The following is a 22,840-nucleotide window of genomic DNA, read 5'->3' on the forward strand; positions in this document are numbered from 1 at the left end:
CGCCGATCAGCGCGGACATGGCCACCGCGCCGAGGCTCACGCCGATGGCGTCGCGCAGCGGCAGGTGCAGGCTGAGCAGCAGGGGCAGGGCGACCAGGGAGCCGCCGGCGCCGGTCAGGCCCAGCAGCAGGCCGAGCACCAGCCCGATGCCCAGCGCTTCGGCCAGTAGAAGTTCCATCAGCGGGTCCCGGGGTGGAGGGGCAGCGTCATGCGGATACTGCCTCCGGGTATCAGGTGTATTTGGTGAAGATGGTGCGTACCCGGCTGAGCATCTGTGCATCGTCCCGCTCGGGGTCCAGCACGGTCTCTTCCAGCAGGCAGGCGAGCATCTCCTGATAGGCCTTGTCGAGCGCCTTGCGCGCCGCAGCGAACTGCTGGGCGACCGCCTCGCAGTCCTCGCCCCGGCGAATCATGCCCTGGATGCCGCGTATCTGGCCTTCGACGCGGGCCAGGCGCTTGAGCATGGCCTCTTGGTGCAACTGGATGGAATCGGGCATTTCTACTCCCTGGGGGTATCGGTGGCGAAGTGTACTGTCGGGCGCAACGACGCGGCAACGCGACGGACCGGTGGCGAGCCCTGGATCATCCGCCTTGTCCGCGCACCTGCTGCCGGAGCAGGAAGCGGTTGGGGTGGCAGGCCTCGGCAACCGCCATTGGCACCGGCAGGGGTTCGGCCTCCAGCCAGGCGGCCAGTAGCTCGCCGCACAGCGGCGCGGTCACCACGCCCCGCGAGCCGTGGGCCAGGTTCACATACAGGCCGTCCAGCCAGGGGCAGGGAATATCCGGCACCTGGCGCGCGTCGCGGGCCAGTACGGCATAGCAGTCGGCGAATGCCGCTGCGTCAGCCAGCGGGCCGACCAGGGGCAGATAGTCCGGGCTGGTGCAGCGGTAGGCGGCGCGGCCTTGCAGGCTCGCCGGATCGAGCTGGCCGGCGTCCAGGCGCGTGGCCAGCTCGGGCGCGATCTCGCGCAGGCGATTCAGGTTGCCGATGTGCTCCTCGGGGGTGACGCCCTGGAAGCGGTTGTGCAGGTCGAAGCTCGCACCCAGGGTGTGCTCGTCGCCGCGCGGCGGCGCCACATAGCCCTCGGCGCACAGTACGGTGCGCAGGGCGCGGCTCTCCGGCGTGGCGGGCACGCGGGTGATCTGGCCGCGAATGCGCTTGAGCGGCAGCGCGCGGGTCGGCTCGAAGGCGGTGGCGTCGGCGGCGTTGGCCAGCACCAGGATCGGTGCGGCGGCGAGCAGGCCGTCCGCACCGTGGGCCTGCCATGCGCCGGCTTCGCGGCGAATCGACAGCGCTTCGCGGTGCGTCAGCAGCTGGATGTTCGGGTGATGGGCCAGCAGCCGGCAGAGCGCCGGCGGGTGCGCCCAGCCGGCCTCCGGGTAGAAGAGGCCGCCGCAGGGCAGGGCGATGCCGGCACGTTGTTCGGCCTCCGTCTGGCTCATGGGTTGCAGCAGGCTGGGCGGGAAGGCTGCCGCCAGTTGCGCCTGGCGCTCGGCTTCCTTGGCATCGAAGGCCAGTTGCAGCACCCCGCAGGCGTCCCAGTCGACGCCACGTTCCAGGCGCTCCAGCAACCGGCGGGTGAAGCCGAAGCCGGCGAGCAGCAGGCGCGACAGCGGCGTGCCGTGCGCCGACAGCTTCAGGTAGAGCACGCCCTGCGGGTTGCCCGAGCCTTCCTCGGCGACTTCGCCGTGGCGCTCCAGCAGCGTCACCTGCCAGCCGCGCGCGGCCAGGCTGGCGGCGCTGGCGCAGCCGGCCAGCCCGGCGCCGATGATCAGCGCGCGGCGCGCGGCGGGGCGCGGTGGGCGGGCGAACCAGGGTTTGCCGCCCGGCGCCGGCTGGCCTTCATAAAGCCCGGCGAGCATTTCGCGCTTGTGGCCGAAGCCCTTGACCTTCTCCATGCGGAAGCCGGCCGCGATCAGGCCACGGCGCACCGTGCCGGCGCAGGTGAAGGTGGCCAGGCTGGCGCCGGGGGCGGACAGCCGCGCCAGCTGCGCGAACAGTTCGGGCGTCCACATCTGCGGGTTCTTGGCCGGGGCGAAGCCGTCGAGGAACCAGGCGTCCACCTGCGCCTCCAGCTGCGGCAGGCATTCCAGGGCGTCGCCGACCAGCAGGGTCAGCACCACCCGGCCGCCGTCGAACAGCAGCCGCTGAAAGCCCGGCTGGATGCCGGCGTACTGTTCGAGCAGCGGTGTGCTGAACGGGGCCAGCTCCGGCCACAGTGCCAGGGCGCGCCGCAGGTCATCCTGGCCGAGCGGGTACTTTTCGACGCTGACGACGTGCAGGCGCGCGCCAGCTGGCGCCTGCTCGGCGAACGCCTGCCAGGCGCAGAGGAAATTCAGGCCGGTGCCGAAGCCTGTCTCGCCGATGACCAGGCGGCCGTCGCTTTCCAGCGCGGCGCAGCGCTCGGTGATCCGGTTGTGACGCAGGAACACGTGGCGGGTTTCCTCCAGGCCGCTGGCGCGGGAGAAATACACGTCGCCGAACTGGCGGGACAAGGGCTGGCCCTGCTCGTCCCAGTCGAGCTGGGCCCGGGAACTCTCGGTCATGAATCTGGCTCCGCAAAAGGTGCGGCATTGTAGCCTGCGTGATGGCATTTCGACTTTGTGGGCGAGTGCACATTTGGGTAGTCTGGCCGCCTTGCAGTCAGGAAGCTTTCTCCATGTTCGAATCCGCCGAAATCGGCCATGCCGTCGACAAGAAAACCTACGAAGCCGAATTGCCCGCGCTGCGCCAGGCCTTGCTGGAAGTCCAGTACCAGTTGCGCGAGCAGGCGAACTTCCCGGTGATCATCCTGATCAATGGCATCGAGGGCGCCGGCAAGGGGGACACGGTCAAGCGGCTCACCGAATGGATGGACCCGCGCCTGATTCAGGTCTCCACCTTCGACCTGCAGACCGACGAGGAGCTGGCCCGCCCGCCGGCCTGGCGCTACTGGCGCCAGCTGCCCGCCAAGGGGCGCACCGGCATCTTCTTTGGCAACTGGTACAGCCAGATGCTGCAGGCGCGGGTCAAGGACAAGATCGACGATGCCCAGCTGGATCAGGCGATAGAGAGTTCGCAGCGCCTGGAGCGCATGCTCTGCGACGAGGGCGCGCTGATCTTCAAGTTCTGGTTCCACCTGTCCCGCGAGCAGATGGAAGCGCGCCTGAAGAGCCTGGCCGACGACCCGCTGCACAGCTGGAAGCTGAGTCCCCTGGACTGGCAGCAGAGCAAGACCTACGACCAGGTGGTGCAGCATGCCGAGCACATCATCCGCCGCAGCAGCCGGGACTATGCGCCCTGGTACGTGGTGGAAAGCAGTGATCGCAACTACCGCAACCTGACCGTCGGCAAGATTCTCCTGCAGGGCTTGCGCGCGGCGCTGGACGCGGCGCGCGGCCCGCAGCCGGCGCCGCATGCCGCGCCGGTGGCGGTCAACCTGGGCACCCGTCGCCTGCTGGAAAGCCTGGACCTGGGCCAGGTGCTGGAAAAAGCCGACTACAAGGCGCAGCTGGCTCGCGAACAGGCGCGACTCTCCGCACTGCTGCACGACAAGCGCATGCGCCGGCATGCCCTGGTGGCGGTGTTCGAAGGCAACGATGCGGCCGGCAAGGGTGGCGCCATTCGCCGCGTGACCGAGGCGCTGGACCCCCGCGAATACCGCATCATTCCCATCGCCGCACCCAGCGACGAGGAGCGCGCGCAGCCCTACCTGTGGCGCTTCTGGCGGCATATCCCGCCGCGCGGGCAGTTCACCATCTTCGACCGTTCCTGGTACGGCCGCGTGCTGGTGGAACGCATCGAAGGCTTCTGCTCGCAGGCCGACTGGCTGCGCGCCTACGGGGAAATCAACGACTTCGAGGAAAGCCTGGTGGAGCACGGCGTGGTGCTGGTGAAGTTCTGGCTGGCCATCGACAAGGACACCCAGTACGCGCGCTTCAAGGAGCGCGAGGCCACGCCCTTCAAGCGTTTCAAGATCACCGAGGAAGACTGGCGCAACCGCGAGAAGTGGGACCAGTACCTGGATGCCGTGGAGGACATGGTGGACCGCACCAGCACTGGCCTGGCCCCGTGGACCCTGGTGGAAGCCAACGACAAGCGCTTCGCCCGGGTGAAGGTGCTGCGCACCATCAACGATGCGCTGGAGCGGGCGTTCGCGCGGGACCGGTAGCACGTAGGGGTGGTCGGCGCGCAGCCTTGGCCACCACGGCGGCCAAGGCGAGGCCTTGACCGCCCTACGGAGTTAGCTGCCGCAGTTTCAAGGATCAGAGACTCAGGCGCATCGACAGGTCGATGGCCTTGATGTCCTTGGTCAGTGTGCCCAGGGAGATGTAATCCACGCCGGTCTCGGCCACGCCGCGCAGCGTGCGCTCGTTGATGCCGCCGGAGGCTTCCAGCTTGGCCCGGCCGGCCGTCAGGCGTACGGCCTCGCGCATATCATCCAGGCTCAACTCGTCGAGCATCACGATATCGGCGCCGGCCTCCAGGGCCTGGCGCAGCTCGTCGAGGCTTTCCACTTCCACTTCCACCGGCTTGCCGGGCGCGATGCTGCGCGCCGTGGCCACCGCCGCGGCGATGCCGCCGCAGGCGGCGATATGGTTTTCCTTGATCAGGAAGGCGTCGTACAGACCGATGCGGTGGTTGTGGCAGCCACCGCACGTCACCGCGTACTTTTGCGCCAGGCGCAGGCCCGGCAACGTCTTGCGGGTATCCAGCAGCTTCACCGCGGTGCCGTCCACCAGATCGGCGTAGTGCCGGCAGCGGGTGGCCACGGCTGACAGGGTCTGCAGGAAGTTCAGCGCACTGCGCTCGCCGCTGAGCAGCGCGCGCGCCGGCCCCTCGACACTGAACAGCACCTGGTTGGGCTCCACGCGGTCGCCATCCTTCACCCGCCAATGCACGGCCACGCGGGCGTCCAGCTGACGGAACACCGCGTCGACCCAGGCAGTGCCACAGACCACGGCCGCCTCGCGGGTGATCACGCTGGCGTGTGCCAGGCGTTCGGAGGGGATCAGCTGTGCGGTGATGTCACCGCTGCCGAGGTCCTCGGCCAGTGCCAGACGGACGTTGGACTCGATCTCGGCGCTCAGCTCGGCAAGGGTGAGGTTGGCCATGGCGGACTCCTGCGGGGTGGGGAGGGCGGCGATTATACGAGCCCTGGCGCCGGCGTGCCCGGGTTGCGTTCGTCGGAACAAAGCGGCGCCCTGTGAACCGCATCATGTCCGGGCCGCTCCGCACTTGAGCCCTTGGCGCGTCGGCCAATAATTCGGCCCGTTGGTTTCTCCGGCGCCTGGCACAGGCGTCCGCGGCCGGCAGCCAATGCTGTCGGCCGCTCTATCCCGAGGTTCTTACGATGAAAACTGAAGCCAAGGTGGTGGCCTTCGGTCTGCCGACGTCGCGCCGCCGTAACGATCAGCCATTGCCGGTTCCGCTTGAGCAGATCCGTGACCTGGCCCAGGCCCAGTTGCGCCAGGGGATACAGGCGCTGTTCGACGACGTTGACGATGCGCTGTTCGATCGCGCCGATCGTGCCGACAACAGCCAGGAGCAGGAGCTGTACTTCGAGGCCATGCGCGATCTGCGCCTCAAACGGCAAGGCATCGAACGCACCTTCCTCGATCGCTGTGCGGGCGGCTTCGAGAGCCTGCTGCAAGAGCAGGGGGCGGAGCTGCGTACGCTCGGCCATGCCGAACTGGAGGCCCGCGTGGCAGACGAAGCGATGATCGGCAAGGCGTTGGGCCAGCTGGAACCGGGGCTCGGCCAGCTGAGCCTGCGTTTCGGCGCTTTGCTCGGGCGTCCGGTGGGGGAGGGCGGCAATCCGCTGGGGCCGCATGCCCTCTGCACATTCTTCGCCGAGGCCTGCAGCGAAGCGGACATGCCGATCCGCATCAAGCTGATCGTGCTCAAACTGTTTGAGCGGCATTGTTTGGGCCGCCTGGGCGTCCTCTGCAAGGAAGCCCATCGATTGCTGGAAGCGGAAGGCGTGCCGTCCGCCGAGAGTCCGCCAGCGGCGGTCACTGAGCAGGAGGCGGCGATGGACGCCGCTGCCGAGCCCGCAGATGCGCAGGTCGATCAGCTGCGAGTGGGCAGCTGGCTGGAGCTGCGCATGGATGACGAACAGAAGCTGCGCTGCAAGCTGGCCGCTTTCATTCGGCCGACCGGCCGCTACATCTTCGTCAACCGCAGCGGCGTGAAGGTTCTGGAGAGGACGCGGGCCGAGCTGGCGGCCGATCTCGCGGCGGGGGCGGTTCGTCTGCTGGATGATGCGCAGATCTTCGATCGTGCCCTGGAATCAGTGATCAATCTGCGTCGGGTAAAGACGGACCAACCCTGACGGTTCCTGGGTTGTAAGCAAAAAAATAAAGGGGCGGAGGATGGCTCCGCCCCTTTCGTCCCGATCCCTGTGCTCCCCCGTCGTCCTGACGACGATACATCCTGCATCGGTTCCTGCGGGTCGCATTCCTGGCAACCCGGTCGCTCCCTCGACACGCTGTGGATTCTAGTGTGCCGGCCGACGGCGGCAACCTTGCCGCCCCGTTCATTCGGGACGCTTCAGGTACTGAGGATGGAGGAAAAATTCAAGTATTTCAGATGGTTAGGCGAATGCCGGGGTGCGGGCTTGACGTATTTCGGGCGGCTCTCCTACAGCGGGTGTAAGCAATTTCCTACAAGGAGCGCCGCGAGGAAGCGCCTGCTCCTCCCGTCCGTGGCCAATGGCCTGCGAGGGGGACGAGCGGGAGTGAACAGGCGCGGCCATTCTCGCCGCCCGCGTCTGAGGGCTGAATGACCGTCGTCAATTCCGCGAGGTAGTCGCTGAATCCGTGACTGCGGAACCTTGGCAGCCGCGTGTCACTCCTATCGCGGTAGCCAGTTTTCGCGGCGGGCTGCTAAGCTCGCCGCTTGATCGATACCCCCGCAAGGCGGAAGAAGGAAACAGCATGAGACAACATCGGTTGGCGGCGTCCATGGCGCTGGTGGGTCTGGTTCTCTCCGGCTGCGATTCGCAGACCAGTGTGGAACTGACAACCCCCGCCCAGAAAGCCTCCTACGGCATTGGCCTGAACATGGGACAGAGTCTGGCCCGTGACGGCATGGACGATCTGGATCCGCAGGCAGTCGCCCTGGGTATCGAGGATGCGCTGGCCGATCGCGAGCCGCGTGTAAAGGACGAAGAGCTGATCGAGGCGTTTTCTGCCCTGCAGGCCCGTGTCGACGAGCGTATGGCAGCCCAGCAGGCGGAAAATGTTGCTGCGGGCAAGAAATTCCTCGAAGAGAACGGCAAGCGTGAAGGCGTGGTGACCACCGCCAGCGGGCTGCAGTACGAAGTGCTGAAGAAAGCCAACGGTGCCAAGCCGAAGGCCGATGACGTGGTGACCGTCCACTATGTCGGTACCCTTACCGACGGCAGCGTGTTCGACAGTTCGGTCGAGCGCGGTGCGCCCATCGACCTGCCGGTGGGTGGCGTAATCCAGGGCTGGGTAGAAGGCCTGCAACTGATGAACGTGGGCGAGAAGTACAAGCTGTACATCCCCAGCGAGCTGGCCTATGGCGATCAGAGCCCGAGCCCGCTGATTCCGCCGAGCTCGGTGCTGGTCTTCGAGCTGGAGCTGCTGGGTATCAAGGGCAAGAACGCCCAGTAAGCGTGCGTGAATGTCGAGCGCCCCGTCCTGACGGGGCGCTTTCGTTTCTACCGGTGGAAACCCGCATTGACGGCGACAGGTCTGAGAATAGGAGTCCGGGATCGGCGTGCGGATGAAATGCCGGCAACCCGTCCGAGTCCTGTGTACCCTTTCAGGGCAGTCCCCCTGTTTCGCGTCGAGATAGGAGTGCCGGCAATGCGGAGATCACCATGAATGTGCCGCGGCATCTGGCCCGCTTCCTGCCCCTTGCGGCGCGTATCCTGCGCGGCAAGCGGCTGCCCGCGTTGCTGCTGGCAGTGTCCGGCAAGGCGGCGCGCCGGGGTGCCGGTCAGCGCGGGCTGGTCGCGAATCTGGGACTGTTTCAGGCGCTCTGCCTGGCCTGGTGGCGCGGCGAGTATCGGGCGGTCAGTGGCAAGGCGCTGCTGACTGTGGTCGCGGGCCTGGCGTATTTCCTCTCGCCGCTGGACCTGATTCCGGACTTCCTGCCGGGTCTGGGTTTGCTCGACGATGTGGCTGTGCTGTCCTGGATCATGCGGACCTGGAGCAGCGAGCTGGATGCGTTCGCCGCCTGGCGGGATGCGCAGTCCACCGTGCGGCGGCAAGCGCTGGAGCGCTTGCCGGACGAGGCGGAAATTCGTTCCCGTTCGGACTGATGTGCGCTCGGCGGACGTAACAAGAAGGCTGTGCTTGTTAAGATGTGGTCGCCGAGGGATCGGTGGTCGTACTTTCAGGAGACGTATCAATGAGTGTTCAAGTGATATTGCGCGAAGGCCAGCCGGAGTATGCCGTGCTGCCCTGGGATGAATACCAGGCGCTGCTGAGTGCCGCCGGCCAGTCCGGGGGGCAGGAAGAGGCTGCACCCGCGCCGACGCCGACCAGCGGTTTGGTTCTGGAGCGGCTCGCCGCGTTGCGTGAGGGCGTGGGCATGAGTCAGGCGGAACTGGCCCGCAGCGTGGGCATCAGCCCGTCCTACCTGGCGATGATCGAGCAGGGCGAGCGCGAGCCCGACGATGCGATTCGTCGTTCCCTGGCCCGGGTACTCGGTGTCGCCACCGAGGGGGTCTGAAATGCGTATCAGCCGACAGCATTGGGAAGCCCTGCTCGCTGAATTGAACGATGCCTGCCGCCAGCGTCACCTGCTGACCTATCGGGCGCTGATCGAGCGCCTGCAACTGCCGGCGCCGGCCATGCAGACCCTGGTGGCTGCGTTGGAATATCTGGCTACGCTGGATGCGCGGTCCGAGCGACCGTTGCGCAGCTCGCTGGTCATCAGTCAGGGGGCAAGCCGGTTGCCGCGTCCGGGCTTCTTCGAATGTGTGACGCGCCTGGGTCGTTTCACCGGGCCGAGTGATGGCGCCGCCGCCGCTTCCTGGCATGCCGCCGAGGTGGCGCGGGTTTTTGAATTCGATTACCCACAGGAGCCTTGATATGGCGTGGTGGTGGCGGCTTCGGGCGCGACTGGGCTATGCGCTGGCGCGTCGCTTGTTTCATTGGCGCTGGCTGATGCAGAAACCTGGGGCCTGGCGCTGGATGGAAGGTCAGTTCGCGCGCATGGCCACGCTCGGTCATGTTCCGGCGCAGAGTTTCTATGGGCATGTGCTGCTGTTTCGTGGGCGTGGCCTGGGTGCGCGCGAGGAAGGGCTGCGGTTGCTGCGCCTGGCCGCCCAGGGGGGGGACAGCAAGGCCGCCTATCAGTTGGGGGTGACCAGTTTGGCGGGCAGCCCGCAGCAGGAGCCCGACGGTCAGGAAGCCGCCCGCTGGTGGATGCTGGCCGCCCAGGCGGGGCATCCGCTGGCGGCCCGCAAGCTGGCCGAGTTGTATCGCGACGGTGGTTATGGCCTGATGGCCGACGCCGACCTCGCCGAGCGCTACAAGCGCCGTGCCGAGGAGCTCGGGTTGTAGTTCGCTTGAATGAAAAAGCCGGCGTGAGCCGGCTTTTTCATTTGTACAGCGTCGCGAAGCTTCCAGAGCGGCCAGGTCAACGCTGTTTATGGCCGCCCAAGGCGGCTACTCCAGCCCTATGTCGCCCCTTTAGTGCCTGGCCACGCGGCTTTCCAGGGTCAGGTAATCGAGCAGGATGTGCCCGGTTTCCGCCAGGTAGGCATCTTCTTCCGGCTTGGGCTTGTCGGCGGTGTGTGGAATCGCCGGTTCTTCGTCCTCGGTCTTGATCTTCTTCAGCGGTTCCTCGCCGCGTGCCAGGCGACGTGCGTTTTCCAGTTTCAACTGGCGCGCCTCGATGGCGGCCTGCTGGCTGCGGCGCTTGGCTTCGTTCAGGGAAACCCGGGTTTCCTTCATCAGTTCCTGGGACAGCTGCAGGCGTTCGCGGGTGAACACGAAGTCTGGGTTCTGCGCGGCGCGGGCGTCATGGCGGGCCTTGAGGTCTGCCAGGAACGGCTTGAACGGATCGCTTTCCGGGCGAATCGCCGGATGGATGCGGTCCCAGGGCATCGCCTCGGGCAGGGCGCTTTCGCCGATCTCGTCGGTGTCCACCTCGGAGGGGTAGCTGATGTCCGGCACCACACCCTGGTGCTGGGTGCTTTGCCCGGACACCCGGTAGAACTTGGCCAGGGTCAGCTTGAGCTCGCCGTGGTTGAGCGGCTGGATGCTCTGCACGGTGCCCTTGCCGAAGGTCTGCACGCCGATAATCAGCGCGCGGTGATAGTCTTGCATGGCGCCGGCGAAGATCTCCGAGGCCGAGGCGGACAGGCGGTTGACCAGCACGGCCATCGGCCCGGTGTAGTAGGCGCCGGGATTCTCGTCCGCCAGTACATCGACGCGGCCATCGCTGTTGCGCACCAACACGGTGGGCCCTTGCTCGATGAACAGGCCGGTCAGCTCGGTGGCTTCCTGCAGGGAGCCACCGCCGTTGTTGCGCAGGTCGATGACGACGCCATCCACCTTCTCCTGCTTCAACTCGGTCAGCAGCTTCTTCACGTCGCGGGTGGTGCTCTTGTAGTTCGGATCGCCGGCCCGGTAGGCCTTGAAGTCCAGGTAGAACGCCGGAATCTCGATGACGCCGAGCTTGTAGCTGCGGCCCTCGTGCTCCAGGTTCAGCACCGATTTCTTGGCCGCCTGCTCCTCCAGCTTCACCGCCTCGCGGGTCAGGGTCACGATGCGGCTGGTCTGGTCATTCGGCGCGTTGCTGGCCGGAATGATCTCCAGGCGGACCTTCGAGCCCTTGGGGCCGCGGATCAGCTTGACCACTTCATCCAGGCGCCAGCCGATCACGTCGACCATCTCGTCGTTGCCCTGGGCCACGCCGACGATGCGGTCGGCAGGCACCAGCTGCTTGCTCTTCTCGGCCGGGCCGGCGGGCACCAGGCGAACGATCTTGACCATCTCGTTGTCGCTTTGCAGCACCGCGCCGATGCCCTCCAGCGACAGGCTCATGTTGATGTCGAAGTTTTCGGCGTTGTCGGGCGAGAGGTAGCTGGTGTGCGGGTCGTAGGTTTGCGCGAAGGCATTGATGTAGGCCTGGAAGATGTCCTCGCTGCGCGTCTGGTTCAGTCGGGTCAGCTGGTTCCGGTAGCGCTTGGTCAGCAATTCCTGGATGGCCGCGGGCTCCTTGCCGGCGATCTTCAGACGCAGCACCTCATCCTTGACCCGTTTGCGCCACAGGTCGTCCAGCTCGGCGCGGTCGCGCGCCCAGGACGCCGTCTCGCGGTCGATTTCCAGTTCTTCATCGATCGTGAAGTCCAGGCTGTCGATGTTCTCGAGCAGGCTCAGGGCGTACTCGATGCGCTGGATCAGCCGCTCCAGATGGCGCTGGTAGATGGTGAAACCGGGCTCCAGCTGCCCTTCCTTAAGGAAGTCATCGAACTGCAGGCGCCAGGGCTCGAACTCGGCGATATCGTCGGCGGTGAAATAGCTGCGCGCCGGATCGAGCAGCTTGATGTAGCTGTCGTAGATCTTGGCCGAGCGGGCGTCGTCCAGTGGGGGTTTGTTGTAGTGGTGACGGCGCAGCAACTCGACGACGTTGAGGCTGGCGATCACCTGGTTGCGGTCGGGCTTGAGGCTGGCCCAGTCGAGATCGGTGGTCTTGGCCTGCAGGGGCAGGCTCAGGCCCATCACCAGGGCCAGGGCCGCACCGCCAAGCAGGCGCGGGAGAGTGGGTCGACGCAAGGACAAGTGATAACGCATAGTAGGCCGTCTATTGATACCGGTTTCGCACGAAACCGGCGTAATGGCGCGAAAGCCCGGCATCGTCCGGGCTCGATGTGAGAGTCACTATGGAGGCAGCGTGAAGGCATTGCAAGGTATCGAGGGACGCGTGGAGTGGGCCGAACGGAGCAGTGAACCGTGCGGTTCCGGGCAGATTCGCATCCGTGTGGCCGCGGCAGGGCTTAACCGTGCCGATCTGTTGCAGCGGGCCGGTCACTACCCGGCGCCGCCCGGCGCCAGTGACATCCTCGGCCTGGAATGCGCCGGGGTGGTCAGCGAGGTGGGCGCCGGCAGTCCGTGGCGGGTGGGCGATCGGGCCTGCGCACTGCTGGCCGGCGGTGGCATGGCCGAAGAGGTGGTGGTGCATGCCGGGCATGCGTTGCCGGTACCCGACGGACTGAGCCTGGCCGAAGCCGCAGCGCTGCCGGAGGTGTATGCCACCGCCTGGCTCAACCTGTTCCAACTGGCCCGCCTGCAACCGGGCGAGAAGGCGCTGATCCATGCCGGCGCCGGCGGGGTCGGCTCGGCGGCCATCCAGCTGTGCCAGGCATTCGGCAATCCCTGCTGGGTGAGCGTCGGCTCGGCCGATCGCCTGGCCTATTGCGAGAGCCTCGGCGCCCAGGGCGGTGTGCTGCGCGGCGAGAATCTGGACAGCCTGAAGGACTTCGCGCCGTTCGACGTGATCCTCGATCCGGTGGGCGCCAGCTATGCGGCGCTGAACCTCAGTCTGATCGCCCTGGATGGCCGCTGGGTGGTCATCGCCATGATGGGCGGGCGTCGCGCCGAGCTGGACCTGGCCAAGTTCCTGGCCAAGCGCGTGCAGATCACCGGCTCGACGCTGCGCAACCGCGACGATGCCTTCAAGGCGGCGCTGATTGCCGAACTGCGCGACAAGGTCTGGCCGCTGTTCGCCGAAAAGCGGCTGGCGCCCCAGCTGGAGCGGACCTTCCGTGCCGATCAGGCCGAGGAAGCCTTCGCGCTGCTGGAGAGCAACCAGGTGAATGGCAAGATCGTGCTGCTGCTCGACGACAGTCTCTAGTCGAGAGGCCTCCAAAGTCTTTGAAACCGCAGGTTTCGGTAGGTTGGTCAACGCGTCGCGTTGGCCAACCTCGGGCCCGCCAGTCGGCGGCCGGAACAGCGCCGACCGCCACTACGCTCCGGGCCGCGCTTTGCGGCTGGCATCACATCAGTGCGCTTTACCCCTCCAGCTCGCGAACCGCCTCCGGGGCGATCTCCAGCGCCACGGAGCGGCCGCTGGGCAACAGGTCCCCGGCGGAGCGGTTGAGCACATCCACGTACAGTTCCACACCGCGACTCTCCACGTGGTAGCGAATGACGTTGCCAAGCAGGCTGTGGCTGCGGATCAGCCCGCTGAGGTCGCCGCTGCCCAGGCGGATGGCTTCCGGGCGGATCGCCACGCGACGGTTCATCGGGCGGCCGAGCAGGCGCCCGGCCGCTTCGGCATCCAGCAGGTTGTAGTGGCCGATGAAGCCGGCGGCGAAGGCGCTGGCCGGCTCGGTATACAGGGCCTCGGCGCTGCCGCTCTGGACGATGCGTCCGGCGTCCATGAGCAGGATGCGATCCGAAAGGGTCAGCGCCTCCTCCTGGTCGTGGGTGACGAACAGCGTGGTCAGGCCCAGTTCCCGCTGGATACGGCGGATTTCCTCGCGCAGGTGTTTGCGAATGCGCGCATCCAGCGCCGACAGCGGCTCATCGAGCAGCAGCAGGCGTGGCCGCGTGACCAGCGAACGGGCCAGGGCGACGCGCTGGCTCTGGCCGCCGGACAGCTGCTGCGGATAGCGGTCAGCGAGCGCTTCCAGCTCCACCAGGGCCAGCACCTCGGCGACGCGCCGTGCGCTTTCCGCGCGCGGCACCCTTTGCATGCGCAGGCCGAACGCCACGTTCTGGGCCACCGTCATGTTGGGAAACAGCGCATAGCTCTGGAACACCATGCCGATGCCGCGCTTCTGGGGCGGCAGGGGCAGCAGGTCCTGGCCGTCCAGCCGGATCGTGCCGCCGTCCACCTCGGTCAGGCCCGCCACGCAGCGCAGCAGGGTGGATTTGCCACAGCCCGAGGGGCCGAGCAGGGTGACGAATTCGCCCTGCTCGAGGGTGCAGTCGATGTCGCTGAACACCGGTGTGGCGCCGTAGCGCTTGTGCAGTCCCTGAATGACCAGAAAGCTCATGGCAGATCCTTGTTCAGGCGGTTGGCCGCCCAGGTGAACAGCAGCACGAAGAAGAAATAGGAGATCACCAGGGCGCTGTTGAAGTGGCCGCTGCTGTTGCGCATGTTGTTCAGGTACACCTGCAGGGTCTCGTAGCGGGTGCCCACCAGCAGATTGGCGAACACGAATTCGCCAAACAGGAAGGAGAATGACAGGAACAGGGCGACCATCACCCCCTTGCGCAGGTTGGGCAGGATCACCAGAAACGCCGCCTGCCAGGTGCTGGCGCCGTGGATGCGCGCGGCATCCATCAGGTCGCGCAGGTTCAGCGACAGGAGGTTGTTGCTGATCGCCCGGTACATGAACGGCAGGGCCACGGTGAAATAGCAGCCGATGAGGATCCAGGGCGTGCCCACCAGGGGTACCGGGCCGCCGCCGTAAAGCTGCAGCAGTCCCACGGCGGAGACCACCGGCGGGATAGCGAAGGGCAGCAGGATGAGCACGTTCATCAGGCCGTCCAGGCGCGGGAAGTGGTAATGCACCACGAACAGCAGCGGCAGGATCAGCACCACCGACAACAGCAGGGCGCCGAAGCACACCAGCAGCGAATGGCCGAAGGCGTTCAGGAAGCGGGCATCGCTCCACAGCGCCAGGTACCACTTGAGGGTCAGCCCGCTGGGCAGGATGGTGGCCGACCAGCTGGTGGACACCGAATAGAGCAGGGTGCCGGCCAGGGGCAGCAGCAGGATGAGAAACAGCAGCCAGACCACCAGCCGGTGATACAGCGCCGCTGCTCGGCGTTCAGCGCGCGCCATGGTAACTCCTCCTCAGCAGCCACTGATGTACCAGGGTGATGAACGCCATCAGGCCGACCAGCAACATGGCCAGGGCGCTGGCCAGCCAGGGGTCGAGGTTGATGTCGCCGGCCACCAGTGCGGCGATGCGAATGGGCACGATGTTGAAATTGCCGGTAGTCAGCGCATACACGGTGGCGTAGGCGCCCAGGGCGTTGGCCAGCAGGATGACGAAGGTGCCGACCAGCGCCGGCGTCAGCACCGGCAGGCCGATGTGCAGCCAGAAGCGCCAGGTCGGCGCGCCGAGCAAGGCGGCGGATTCGCGCCAGTCCTCGCGCAGGGCATCGAAGGCCGGGTAGAGCAGCAGCACCCCGAGGGGGATCTGGAAGTAGGTGTAGACGACGATCAGCCCGGTCTTGGAATAGAGATTGAAGTCCTCGATCCAGCCGATCTGGCGCAGCAGCAGGGTGAGCGCACCGTTGAAGCCCAGCAGGATGATAAAGGCGAAGGCCAGCGGCACTCCCGCGAAGTTGCTGGTCATGGTGGCGAAGGCGTTGACGAAGTCGCGCAGGCGCGAATCCACCCGATGCAGCGAATAGCTGCCCAGCAGGGCGATCAGCAGGCCGAACAGGCTCGACCAGAAGGACACCTGCAGGCTGTGGCTGATCGCCTGCCGATAAAAGCGCGACTCCAGGATGCGGGTGAAGTTGGCCAGGCTCCAGCCGTCGGCCGTCTGCAGGCTGTTGACCGCCACCCAGAGCAGCGGCGCGATCTGGAAGGCGAAGAACACCATCGCGAATGGCAACAGACAGAGCGCCGCCAGCCAGCGGCCGCGACGTGCGGCGCTCCACGGCGGCGCGCGGCGTGCAGAAGCCGTCATGGGCTGGCCGTGCTAGCGCATCTCGATGATCACGTGTTCCTGCCAGAGCTGCGGCAGCGCCCGGGAGGTCTTCTCCCAGGCAGCCGCGTCTCTGATCGGCTGGACGTTGGCGTACTGCTCGTTGGGTAGCAGCCTGGCCTGCACATCCGCCGGCAGGGTCAGGTGCTCGGCGCGGATGGGGCGGGCGTTGCCCTTGGCCAGATTGATCTGCCCGGCGTCGGAAAGGATGTACTCGCGGGCCAGCTTGGCGGCGTTGGGGTGCTTGGCGTACTTGTTGATGATGGTGGTGTAGCCGGAAATCACCGAGCCGTCGGAGGGGATCAGCACTTCGAAGCGGTTGGGGTCGATCTGCTCGCGATAGCCCAGGCCGTTGAAGTCCCAGACCACGCCGACTTCCACCTCGCCCTTTTCCAGGGTCTGGATGGTGGGGTTGGCCAGCGACAGCCGGCCCTGACGGGCAATGTCGGCGAAGAAGTCCAGGCCCGGCTGGATGTTCTTCTCGTCGCCGCCGTTGGCGAGGGCCGCTGCCAGCACACCGTTCACCGCCTGGGCAGCGGAACTGACGTCGCCAATGGCCACCTTGTAGCGGCCGGTTTTCAGCTCGGCCCAGGAACGGGGCACCTCCTTGACCAGCTGCGTGTTGACGATGAAGGCAATGGAGCCGGTGTAGGCCAGCATCCAGTGGCCGTCCTCATCCTTGGCCCATTCGGGAATCTGCGCCCAGGTGCTCGGCTTGTAGGGCTGGGTGACGCCCTGCTGCACGGCGATGGGGCCGAACGCCGCGCCCACGTCGCCGATGTCGGCGGTGGCGTTGTTCTTCTCGGCGGCGAACTTGGCGATCTCCTGGGCCGAGCTCATGTCGGTATCGCTGTGTTCCAGACCGTACAGGCGCTTGAGGTCGGCCCAGGTGTCCTTCCAGTTGGCCCAGCTGTCCGGCATGCCCACGCTATCCACGCGACCCTCGGCGCGCGCAGCCTGTTCCAGCTGTGCCAGGTCCTGGGCGTTGGCCGGATTGCCTACGGCCAGCGCCGCGCTCATCAGAGAAACCAGTAGCAGTCGTTTCATCGTGCAGCTCCTTGCAGGGGTGAGTCCTTGGGGCGGTACCGCCACTGTGGCGGCCCTGGATGACCGGTGAATGACAGGCGGGGCGTTGGCAAAGCGTAGACCAGGCTGGACCGCGTTCAGCCCGTTGTCGCTGCACCATAGAGGTGCGCCGGATAATGGCGAAGGGCCGCTAAAGCACCGAAAAGGAACGAAAAACCATGCAAAAGTGCCCGTAACCCTTTGTTTTTTAAGGTGGCACGCTTGCTGCTATGAGGTGTTCAGCGCGGTGTTCGAAATACTGGCCGCGCGTATCCCTAGACGTGGAGAACATCATGCAAGCCTTGGGTATTACGCTGGGTGCAATGCTGGGTGTGCTGTCGGTCGGCATCGCTCAGGCATCGGAAACCTTCGTTCCGGAAGTATTGACGGTCGAGAAGGCCATCAAGCCGGGCGCGAACGTCTTCGTTCTGGATCAGAGCTGGAAGGGAGCCAGTCGCATCAACGTGCTGTCGGCCGATGACCTTGAGCACAAGGGCATCCTGAGCGTCGGTATCACCGGCCAGATGGTCTACAGCAAGGATCGCAAGACGGCCTACGCCATGTCGGCGTATGCCACTCGCATCACCTACGGTCCGACCGAAGCGGTGCTGCAGGAGTTCGATGTCGACACGCTCACGCTCAAGCGCGAGGTGATCATTCCCGAGAAGATGGCGCAGGTCGCGCCCTCCAGCGCCGTGCTGGCGCTGTCCGGTGACGAGCGCTTCGCCTTCGTGCAGAACGCCACGCCGGCCACTTCGGTGACCGTGGTGGATCTGCAGGCCGGCAAGTTCCTCACCGAGATCCCGACCCCGGGCTGCTTCGGCATCTTCCCGACCCCGGCGGGCAGCCGCTTCACCACCGTGTGCGGTGACGGCACCCTGGCCACCTTCGAGGTCAAGGCCAATGGCGAAGCCTCCGCCCCGGCGCGCAGCGCCAAGCTCTTCGATCCGGATGCCGACGCCCTGTTCATCGTGCCCGAGCGGGTTGGCCAGGACCTGGTGTTCCCGTCCTTCAAGGGCAACCTGTACCGCGTCTCCGACAGCGGCAAGGCGCCGAAGCTGGTCGAGAAGTTCTCGGTAGTGGAGGGCATCGACGGCGACTGGGCGCCGGGTGGCGTCGATGTGTCCGCCTACAACGCGGCTCACAACGTGCTGTTCCTGACCATGCACTCCGGTGCCCAGGAGGGCAGCCACAAGAACGGTGCCGAGGAGCTGTGGGCGATTGACCTCAAGCGCAAGCAGGTCCTGTACCGCTCGGTGGTTCCGCATTTGGCCTCTATTGCCGTCACCAATGGCAAGCAGCCGGTGCTGTTCGGCCTGAATGAAGACAGTGAACTGATCCGCTACGCGATCGACCCGCAGGCCCGCTTCGCCGCCAAGCCGACCCACACGGTGGAAGGCGTGGGTGAGTGGACCGTGTACGCAGTTACCGGCGAGTAAGTGCCATGAATGCCTCTGTCCTTCATCTGGCAGCCCTGGCCGCGGTGGTCTTCCTGGCGCTGCTGTTCCTGCGAGCCGCTTGGCACAAGGCGGCTGACTACGGGCGCTTCGTTGGCTTCGTGGCCGACTACCGCCTGGTCCCCGACGCGCTGTTGGGCGTGGCCAGCCGCCTGCTGGTCGCCGCCGAGTTCGCCGTCGTGGCCCTGCTGGTCTGGCCGCCGCTGGCGGTCTGGGGGGCAGTGGGCGCGCTGGTGCTGCTGGGGCTGTATGCCCTGGGCATCGCTGTGAACCTGCTGCGCGGTCGCACTCGCATCGAGTGTGGCTGCGGCGGGGCGGCGCAGCCGCTGTCCTGGCTGCTGGTGGTGCGCAACGGGGTGTTGATGGCGCTGGCCGGTCTGGCCCTGTCGATCCCCTACACGCTCGCTGGTGTGCTGGAAACCGCTGTTGCGCTGCTGGCAGGCGCGTTGGCCTTCAGCCTCTACGTCATCGCCGAACAGGTGATGGCGAATCCGGGCCCCCTGTTGTTGGCACGCAAGGCCAACTCGCTTTCCCAACCGAACTGAAGAAGAAGCCGTCCCATGTCCTTACTTATCTTCGCCGTCTGTGTGCTCACTGTGCTGGTCCTGGCACTGATCGTCATGGTCTTCGCCCTGGCCCGCCAGATCGGCATCCTGTTCGAACGTATCTCTCCCGTCGGCGCCATGGTCAATGACAGCGGGCCGAAGCTGGGCGAGGTGTCTCCCGCCTTCAACCTGCCGAGCCTGACCGGCGGCCTGGTGCAGATCGGTGCGGTTTCTCCGAAACACACCCTGATCTTCTTCCTGTCGCCGACCTGTCCGATCTGCAAGAAGCTGCTGCCGGTGCTTGCGTCCATTCGCCAGAGCGAAACCTGGCTGGACGTGGTGCTGGCCAGCGATGGCGAGGAAGCGCGTCACCGCGACTTCATCGCCCGTGCCGAGCTGGAGCAGTTCCCCTACGTGATCTCCGAGCAGCTGGGCGTGACCTTCCGGGTGGCGCGTCTGCCGTTCGCGGTCCTGCTCGATGGCGAAGGTGTGGTCAAGGCCAAGGGTCTGGTCAACACCCGCGAACAGCTGGAAAGCCTCTTCAACGCCGCCGAAACCGGTTACGCGTCGATCCAGGACTTCGCCAGCCGTACCGCACATTCCTGATCCCCCGTGGAGTCATCAATCATGTCCAAGTTCTTTGATCGCCTGTTCACCGTCATCGACAAGACCGCCGAAGCCGGCGCGCGAAAGACGGCCATGCAAACCGGTCGCCGCTCCTTCCTGGCCAAGGCCGGCGTGGCGCTGGCCGGTACCATGGCCATGCCGCTGTTGCCGTTCGACCGCTCCCTGGGCGGCCTGGCGATGGCCGCCACCGGCGCCGGTGGCGACGTCAATGACGAATACAGCTGTGACTACTGGCGCCACTGCGCCCTGGACGGCAACCTGTGCAGCACCTCCGGCGGCACCATGACGTCCTGCCCGCCCGGCAGCGAAGCGTCCAAGGTAGCCTGGGTCGGAACCTGCCGTAACCCCAACGACGGCAAGGACTACCTGGTCTCCTACAACGACTGCTGCGGCAAGGCCTCGGTGGCCAGCTCCACCTTCTGCTTCCGCAGCGAGCGCGAGCGTCCCGGCTACCGCATGGGTCTGCACAACGACATCAACTGGTGCATGGCCAACACCAACAAGGGCTACCACTGCACGGTGTCGGTGGTGGTGGGGCTGGCCGATGCGTGATCTGGCTGTAAAAGGCGGGGCGCTCTGCGCCCTGCTGCTGGCCCTGGGCGGTACTGCCCAGGCCAGTGAAGCGTTGTTCCAGAAGCACTGCGCCAGCTGTCATGGCGCCAGTGCCGAAGGCATCCCCGGACTGGCCCCGCCGCTGGCGCATCCCGCGCTGTGGCAGGGCCTCGGCGAGCAGGCTCCGCAGTATCTCACCGGCGTGATGGCATCCGGCATGAGCGGCAAGCTCACCGCCATGGGCCAGCTGTACATCGGCCTGGTGATGCCGCCGCAAAGCAACCTGCCCAGCGACGAGCTGGCGCAAGTGGCCAGCTACCTGTTGAAGCTCAACGGTGTGCCGGCCTCGGTGAGCGCGGCGGATGTGGAGCAGGCGCGCAGTCCGGCTCAGACCCATGCGCAACTGCGTGCCCTGCGGCCGCAGAATCTGTAAGCGAGGTAGCACTATGCAACGGTGGCAGTCGTGGGTGGTAGCGATGTGGCTATCACTGGCTGCCCCCGTGCTGTCGGCCCAGGAGTATTCGGCATCGGTCAACTATCAGTTGCGCTGCGCCGGATGCCACGGGCAGGACGGCATGGGGGTTCCAGCGGGTGGCATCCCGCCGTTTCCCAAGTATGTCGATGGCTTCTTCTCGACCGAGAACAGCCGCCTGTACCTGATGCACGTGCCGGGCATCAACGGTGCCAGTCTCACGGATCGCGAGATCGCCGCGGTGATGAACTATGTGGGCGAACGCTGGGGCGAGCCCGGTGCACGCAAGCCGTTCACGGCAGAGGAAGTGACGGCACTGCGAGCCAGGCCCGTGGAGGATGTGGTGGCGCTGCGCCGCGATGTTACGGAAGAGCTGAACCTCGCGGGCTACGAGGTTCCGGATTATCCCTGGCCGTGACGTTTTGAACCTTAGGGCGGTCAAGGCGCAGCCTTGGCCGCCGTGGTGGCCAAGGCATAGCGTTGACCACCCTGCGCAGTCAGCGCCAGTCGAGAATGTCCCAGCCCTGCGCCTCGGCGTGGGCGCGCAGGGTCGCATCCGGGTTGACGGCGTGCGGGACGTCGACCGCGCAGAGCAGCGGCAGGTCGTTCTGCGAATCCGAATAGAAGTGACAGGTTTCGGCGGGCCGGCTTTGCTGGCGTTTCCAGGCGTGCAGCGCTGCGATCTTGCCTTCCCGGTAGGTGAGGATGCCCTGGGTGAGGCCGGTGTAGCGACCGTCTATCACCTCCATGTCGGTGCCCAGCGCGTGCTGGATGTCCAGCTGCGCGCAGATGGCTTCGACCAGGAAGCGCTGCGTGGCGGAGATCACCAGGATCTGGTCACCGGCTTCGCGATGGCGCTCCAGGCACTGCAGCGCCTCGGCATAGAACAGCGGCGCGATCACCTCGACCGCGAATCGATCAGCCAGCGCCCGGCATTCGGCGGGCGTGCGACCGGCCAGCGGTTGCAGGGTGAAGGCCAGGTAGTCTTCCAGCGTCAACTGGCGCTCGGCATACAGCCGTACCATCGCCTGCTCGCGCGGCACGAACTGTTCCAGATCCAGCCAGCCCTGCGCGCCCAGGTAACGGCCCCAGAGGCTGGGGCTATTGCCGGCGATCAGGGTTTCGTCCAGATCGAAGATCGCCAGCGCCATCAGGCCAGCTCGGCGCTGTTGTAGAAGGCGGTCAGCACCTTCACCAGATGCTCCAGATCCTGGCTGCCGGCCAGCTCGCGGATCGAGTGCATGGCGAAGGTCGGCAGACCGATGTCCACCGTCGGCACGCCCAGGCGGCTGGCGGTGATCGGGCCGATGGTCGAGCCGCAACCCATGTCGCTGCGGGTCACGAAGCTCTGCATCGGCACTTCGTTCTCCAGGCACAGGTGGCGGAAGAAGCCGGCGGTTTCGCTGCTGGTGGCGTAGCGCTGGTTGCTGTTCACCTTGATCACCGGGCCGGCGTTGAGCTTCGGGCCGTGGTTGCCGTCGTGCTTGTCCGGGTAGTTCGGATGCAGGCCGTGGGCGTTGTCGGCGGAGATCAGCAGCGAGCGCTGGGTGATGCGCACCAGGTCCTCGCCGGCGGCGAAGGCGCGCTGCAGGGTCTGTTCCAGGAACGGGCCATCGGCGCCGCAGCAGGAGGTAGAGCCCACTTCCTCGTGGTCGGTGCACACCAGCACGCAGCTCTGCTCGTCGTCGGCGGCCAGCAGCGCCTGTAGGCCGGCGTAGCAGGACAACAGGTTGTCCAGGCGCGCGCCGGCGATGAAATCGCCATGCAGGCCCACCACGGCGGCGGGCTGGGTGTCGTACAGGCTGAGCTCGAAGTCGAGGATGATGTCGGCGGTCAGCTCATGCTCGCGGCTCAGCTGGTCGGCCAGCAGGGCGCGGAAATCGTAGGGCTCGGCGCCGGCGATCTGGGCGAGGATCGGCGGCAACTCGTTCTGCGCGTTGATCGCCCAGCCCTGGTTGGCCTCGCGATTGAGGTGGATGGCCAGGTTGGGAATGACCGCGATGGGCGCCTGGAAGTCGATCAACTGGCTTTCCACCCGGCCGTCGCGGCGGAAGGTCACGCGGCCGGCCAGCGACAGGTCGCGGTCGAACCAGGGCGCCAGCAACGCGCCGCCGTAGACCTCCACGCCCAGTTGCAGGAAGCCGTGACGCTGCATCTCGGGCTGCGGCTTGACGCGCAGGCAGGGGCTGTCGGTGTGCGCGCCGACCAGGCGCAGGCCACCTTCCAGCGGGCTGCGGGTGCCGGCTTTGAAGGCGATCAGCGAGGAATCGTTGCGGGTGACGTAGTAGCGGCCGCCCGGCTCGCACTGCCAGGGCTGGCGTTCATCCAGCGGCTGGTAGCCAGCGGCTTCGAGTCGCTGGGCGAGGGTGGCGGTGGCATGGAAGGGGGTGGGTGACGCCTTGAGGAAATCGATCAGACCTTGGGTGAGCTCAGCACGCATGACGGACTCCGAACAACAGTGGCGGCAGTGTATCGGATTTGTCC

At 66.3% G+C, this 22,840-nt stretch carries 24 protein-coding genes and 1 pseudogene; 14 read left to right on the forward strand and 11 right to left on the reverse strand.

Annotation, left to right across the window (positions count from 1 at the left end; genetic code table 11):
- The 3 genes and pseudogenes from AS93_RS20600 to mnmC all read right to left on the reverse strand — a co-directional run.
- Nucleotides 1-178: pseudogene (locus AS93_RS20600) on the reverse strand (sulfite exporter TauE/SafE family protein); the annotation flags it as partial.
- A 52-nt stretch (nucleotides 179-230) separates the two neighbouring features.
- A complete protein-coding gene (locus AS93_RS0109415; RefSeq protein ID WP_027590379.1) occupies nucleotides 231-497 on the reverse strand; it encodes a metal-sensing transcriptional repressor in 267 nt (88 codons plus the stop codon).
- An 85-nt stretch (nucleotides 498-582) separates the two neighbouring features.
- Nucleotides 583-2,547 (reverse strand): bifunctional tRNA (5-methylaminomethyl-2-thiouridine)(34)-methyltransferase MnmD/FAD-dependent 5-carboxymethylaminomethyl-2-thiouridine(34) oxidoreductase MnmC, encoded by a 1,965-nt coding sequence (mnmC, locus tag AS93_RS0109420; protein WP_027590380.1) that lies wholly within the window; start codon nucleotides 2,545-2,547, stop codon nucleotides 583-585.
- Nucleotides 2,548-2,660: 113 nt separating this feature from the next.
- Between mnmC and pap the strand changes: the two genes are divergently transcribed.
- Nucleotides 2,661-4,151: a polyphosphate:AMP phosphotransferase gene (gene pap, locus AS93_RS0109425; RefSeq protein ID WP_027590381.1), complete on the forward strand. Its 1,491-nt coding sequence runs from the start codon at nucleotides 2,661-2,663 to the stop codon at nucleotides 4,149-4,151.
- A gap of 94 nt (nucleotides 4,152-4,245) precedes the next feature.
- Here the strand turns inward: pap and nadC are convergent, their stop codons facing one another.
- Entirely contained in the window at nucleotides 4,246-5,094 is an 849-nt protein-coding gene (nadC, locus tag AS93_RS0109430; RefSeq protein WP_027590382.1) for a carboxylating nicotinate-nucleotide diphosphorylase, read from the reverse strand.
- A 239-nt stretch (nucleotides 5,095-5,333) separates the two neighbouring features.
- Between nadC and AS93_RS0109435 the strand changes: the two genes are divergently transcribed.
- The 6 genes from AS93_RS0109435 to AS93_RS0109460 all read left to right on the forward strand — a co-directional run bounded on the left by AS93_RS0109435 (nucleotide 5,334) and on the right by AS93_RS0109460 (nucleotide 9,522).
- Entirely contained in the window at nucleotides 5,334-6,314 is a 981-nt protein-coding gene (locus tag AS93_RS0109435; RefSeq protein WP_027590383.1) for a DUF1631 family protein, read from the forward strand.
- 604 nt (nucleotides 6,315-6,918) lie between these two features.
- On the forward strand, nucleotides 6,919-7,620 hold the full coding sequence (locus AS93_RS0109440; protein WP_027590384.1) for an FKBP-type peptidyl-prolyl cis-trans isomerase: 702 nt from the start codon (nucleotides 6,919-6,921) through the stop codon (nucleotides 7,618-7,620).
- 209 nt (nucleotides 7,621-7,829) lie between these two features.
- On the forward strand, nucleotides 7,830-8,273 hold the full coding sequence (locus tag AS93_RS0109445) for a YkvA family protein (protein ID WP_027590385.1): 444 nt from the start codon (nucleotides 7,830-7,832) through the stop codon (nucleotides 8,271-8,273).
- Between the two features lie 89 nt (nucleotides 8,274-8,362).
- The gene (locus AS93_RS0109450; protein WP_027590386.1) at nucleotides 8,363-8,686 is read left to right on the forward strand and encodes a helix-turn-helix transcriptional regulator; all 324 of its coding nucleotides are present in this window, start codon (nucleotides 8,363-8,365) and stop codon (nucleotides 8,684-8,686) included.
- A 1-nt stretch (nucleotide 8,687) separates the two neighbouring features.
- Nucleotides 8,688-9,047: a hypothetical protein gene (locus AS93_RS0109455; protein ID WP_027590387.1), complete on the forward strand. Its 360-nt coding sequence runs from the start codon at nucleotides 8,688-8,690 to the stop codon at nucleotides 9,045-9,047.
- A 1-nt stretch (nucleotide 9,048) separates the two neighbouring features.
- Nucleotides 9,049-9,522: a sel1 repeat family protein gene (locus tag AS93_RS0109460; protein ID WP_027590388.1), complete on the forward strand. Its 474-nt coding sequence runs from the start codon at nucleotides 9,049-9,051 to the stop codon at nucleotides 9,520-9,522.
- A gap of 129 nt (nucleotides 9,523-9,651) precedes the next feature.
- On the opposite strand, the gene AS93_RS0109465 is transcribed toward AS93_RS0109460, so the two are convergent.
- Nucleotides 9,652-11,760 (reverse strand): carboxy terminal-processing peptidase, encoded by a 2,109-nt coding sequence (locus AS93_RS0109465; protein WP_081798273.1) that lies wholly within the window; start codon nucleotides 11,758-11,760, stop codon nucleotides 9,652-9,654.
- 100 nt (nucleotides 11,761-11,860) lie between these two features.
- On the opposite strand from AS93_RS0109465, the gene AS93_RS0109470 reads away from it, so the two are divergent.
- On the forward strand, nucleotides 11,861-12,820 hold the full coding sequence (locus AS93_RS0109470; protein ID WP_027590390.1) for a zinc-binding dehydrogenase: 960 nt from the start codon (nucleotides 11,861-11,863) through the stop codon (nucleotides 12,818-12,820).
- A gap of 157 nt (nucleotides 12,821-12,977) precedes the next feature.
- Here the strand turns inward: AS93_RS0109470 and AS93_RS0109475 are convergent, their stop codons facing one another.
- Genes AS93_RS0109475 through AS93_RS0109490 form a run of 4 tightly spaced genes read right to left on the reverse strand, consistent with a single transcriptional unit; the run spans nucleotide 12,978 to nucleotide 16,685 of the window.
- A complete protein-coding gene (locus AS93_RS0109475; protein ID WP_027590391.1) occupies nucleotides 12,978-13,967 on the reverse strand; it encodes an ABC transporter ATP-binding protein in 990 nt (329 codons plus the stop codon).
- Complete coding sequence (locus AS93_RS0109480; RefSeq protein ID WP_027590392.1) at nucleotides 13,964-14,761, reverse strand: ABC transporter permease; 798 nt, start codon at nucleotides 14,759-14,761, stop codon at nucleotides 13,964-13,966. Before AS93_RS0109480 ends, AS93_RS0109475 begins: the two co-directional genes overlap by 4 nt.
- Nucleotides 14,748-15,620 (reverse strand): ABC transporter permease subunit, encoded by an 873-nt coding sequence (locus AS93_RS0109485; protein ID WP_051587421.1) that lies wholly within the window; start codon nucleotides 15,618-15,620, stop codon nucleotides 14,748-14,750. Before AS93_RS0109485 ends, AS93_RS0109480 begins: the two co-directional genes overlap by 14 nt.
- A gap of 12 nt (nucleotides 15,621-15,632) precedes the next feature.
- A complete protein-coding gene (locus AS93_RS0109490) occupies nucleotides 15,633-16,685 on the reverse strand; it encodes an extracellular solute-binding protein (protein ID WP_027590394.1) in 1,053 nt (350 codons plus the stop codon).
- Between the two features lie 311 nt (nucleotides 16,686-16,996).
- Between AS93_RS0109490 and AS93_RS19090 the strand changes: the two genes are divergently transcribed.
- From AS93_RS19090 to AS93_RS19950, 6 genes are read left to right on the forward strand one after another with little or no spacing between them, the layout of a single operon-like run.
- Entirely contained in the window at nucleotides 16,997-18,142 is a 1,146-nt protein-coding gene (locus AS93_RS19090) for an amine dehydrogenase large subunit (RefSeq protein ID WP_051587422.1), read from the forward strand.
- A 5-nt stretch (nucleotides 18,143-18,147) separates the two neighbouring features.
- The gene (locus AS93_RS19095; RefSeq protein WP_051587423.1) at nucleotides 18,148-18,705 is read left to right on the forward strand and encodes a MauE/DoxX family redox-associated membrane protein; all 558 of its coding nucleotides are present in this window, start codon (nucleotides 18,148-18,150) and stop codon (nucleotides 18,703-18,705) included.
- Nucleotides 18,706-18,720: 15 nt separating this feature from the next.
- Nucleotides 18,721-19,311 (forward strand): methylamine dehydrogenase accessory protein MauD, encoded by a 591-nt coding sequence (gene mauD, locus AS93_RS0109505; RefSeq protein ID WP_027590395.1) that lies wholly within the window; start codon nucleotides 18,721-18,723, stop codon nucleotides 19,309-19,311.
- Nucleotides 19,312-19,332: 21 nt separating this feature from the next.
- Nucleotides 19,333-19,884 carry a methylamine dehydrogenase light chain gene (locus AS93_RS0109510; protein WP_027590396.1) on the forward strand — a complete coding sequence of 184 codons (552 nt, stop codon included), beginning with the start codon at nucleotides 19,333-19,335 and terminating at the stop codon, nucleotides 19,882-19,884.
- On the forward strand, nucleotides 19,877-20,317 hold the full coding sequence (locus tag AS93_RS19100; RefSeq protein ID WP_027590397.1) for a cytochrome c: 441 nt from the start codon (nucleotides 19,877-19,879) through the stop codon (nucleotides 20,315-20,317). The genes AS93_RS0109510 and AS93_RS19100 overlap by 8 nt, the downstream gene beginning before the upstream one ends.
- Before the next feature lie 13 nt (nucleotides 20,318-20,330).
- Nucleotides 20,331-20,774, forward strand: coding sequence for a cytochrome c (locus tag AS93_RS19950; RefSeq protein ID WP_155956131.1), 444 nt, complete (start codon nucleotides 20,331-20,333; stop codon nucleotides 20,772-20,774).
- A 79-nt stretch (nucleotides 20,775-20,853) separates the two neighbouring features.
- Here AS93_RS19950 and AS93_RS0109525 read toward each other — a convergent pair whose 3' ends face one another.
- Together AS93_RS0109525 and AS93_RS0109530 are read right to left on the reverse strand one after the other, a co-directional pair.
- Nucleotides 20,854-21,507 (reverse strand): HAD family hydrolase, encoded by a 654-nt coding sequence (locus AS93_RS0109525; RefSeq protein WP_027590399.1) that lies wholly within the window; start codon nucleotides 21,505-21,507, stop codon nucleotides 20,854-20,856.
- Nucleotides 21,507-22,796: a M18 family aminopeptidase gene (locus AS93_RS0109530; protein WP_027590400.1), complete on the reverse strand. Its 1,290-nt coding sequence runs from the start codon at nucleotides 22,794-22,796 to the stop codon at nucleotides 21,507-21,509. The genes AS93_RS0109525 and AS93_RS0109530 overlap by 1 nt, the downstream gene beginning before the upstream one ends.
- Between the last annotated feature and the right edge of the window lie 44 nt (nucleotides 22,797-22,840).

The sequence above is a fragment of the Pseudomonas sp. RL genome (assembly GCF_000647775.1).
GTDB lineage: Bacteria > Pseudomonadota > Gammaproteobacteria > Pseudomonadales > Pseudomonadaceae > Serpens > Serpens flexibilis.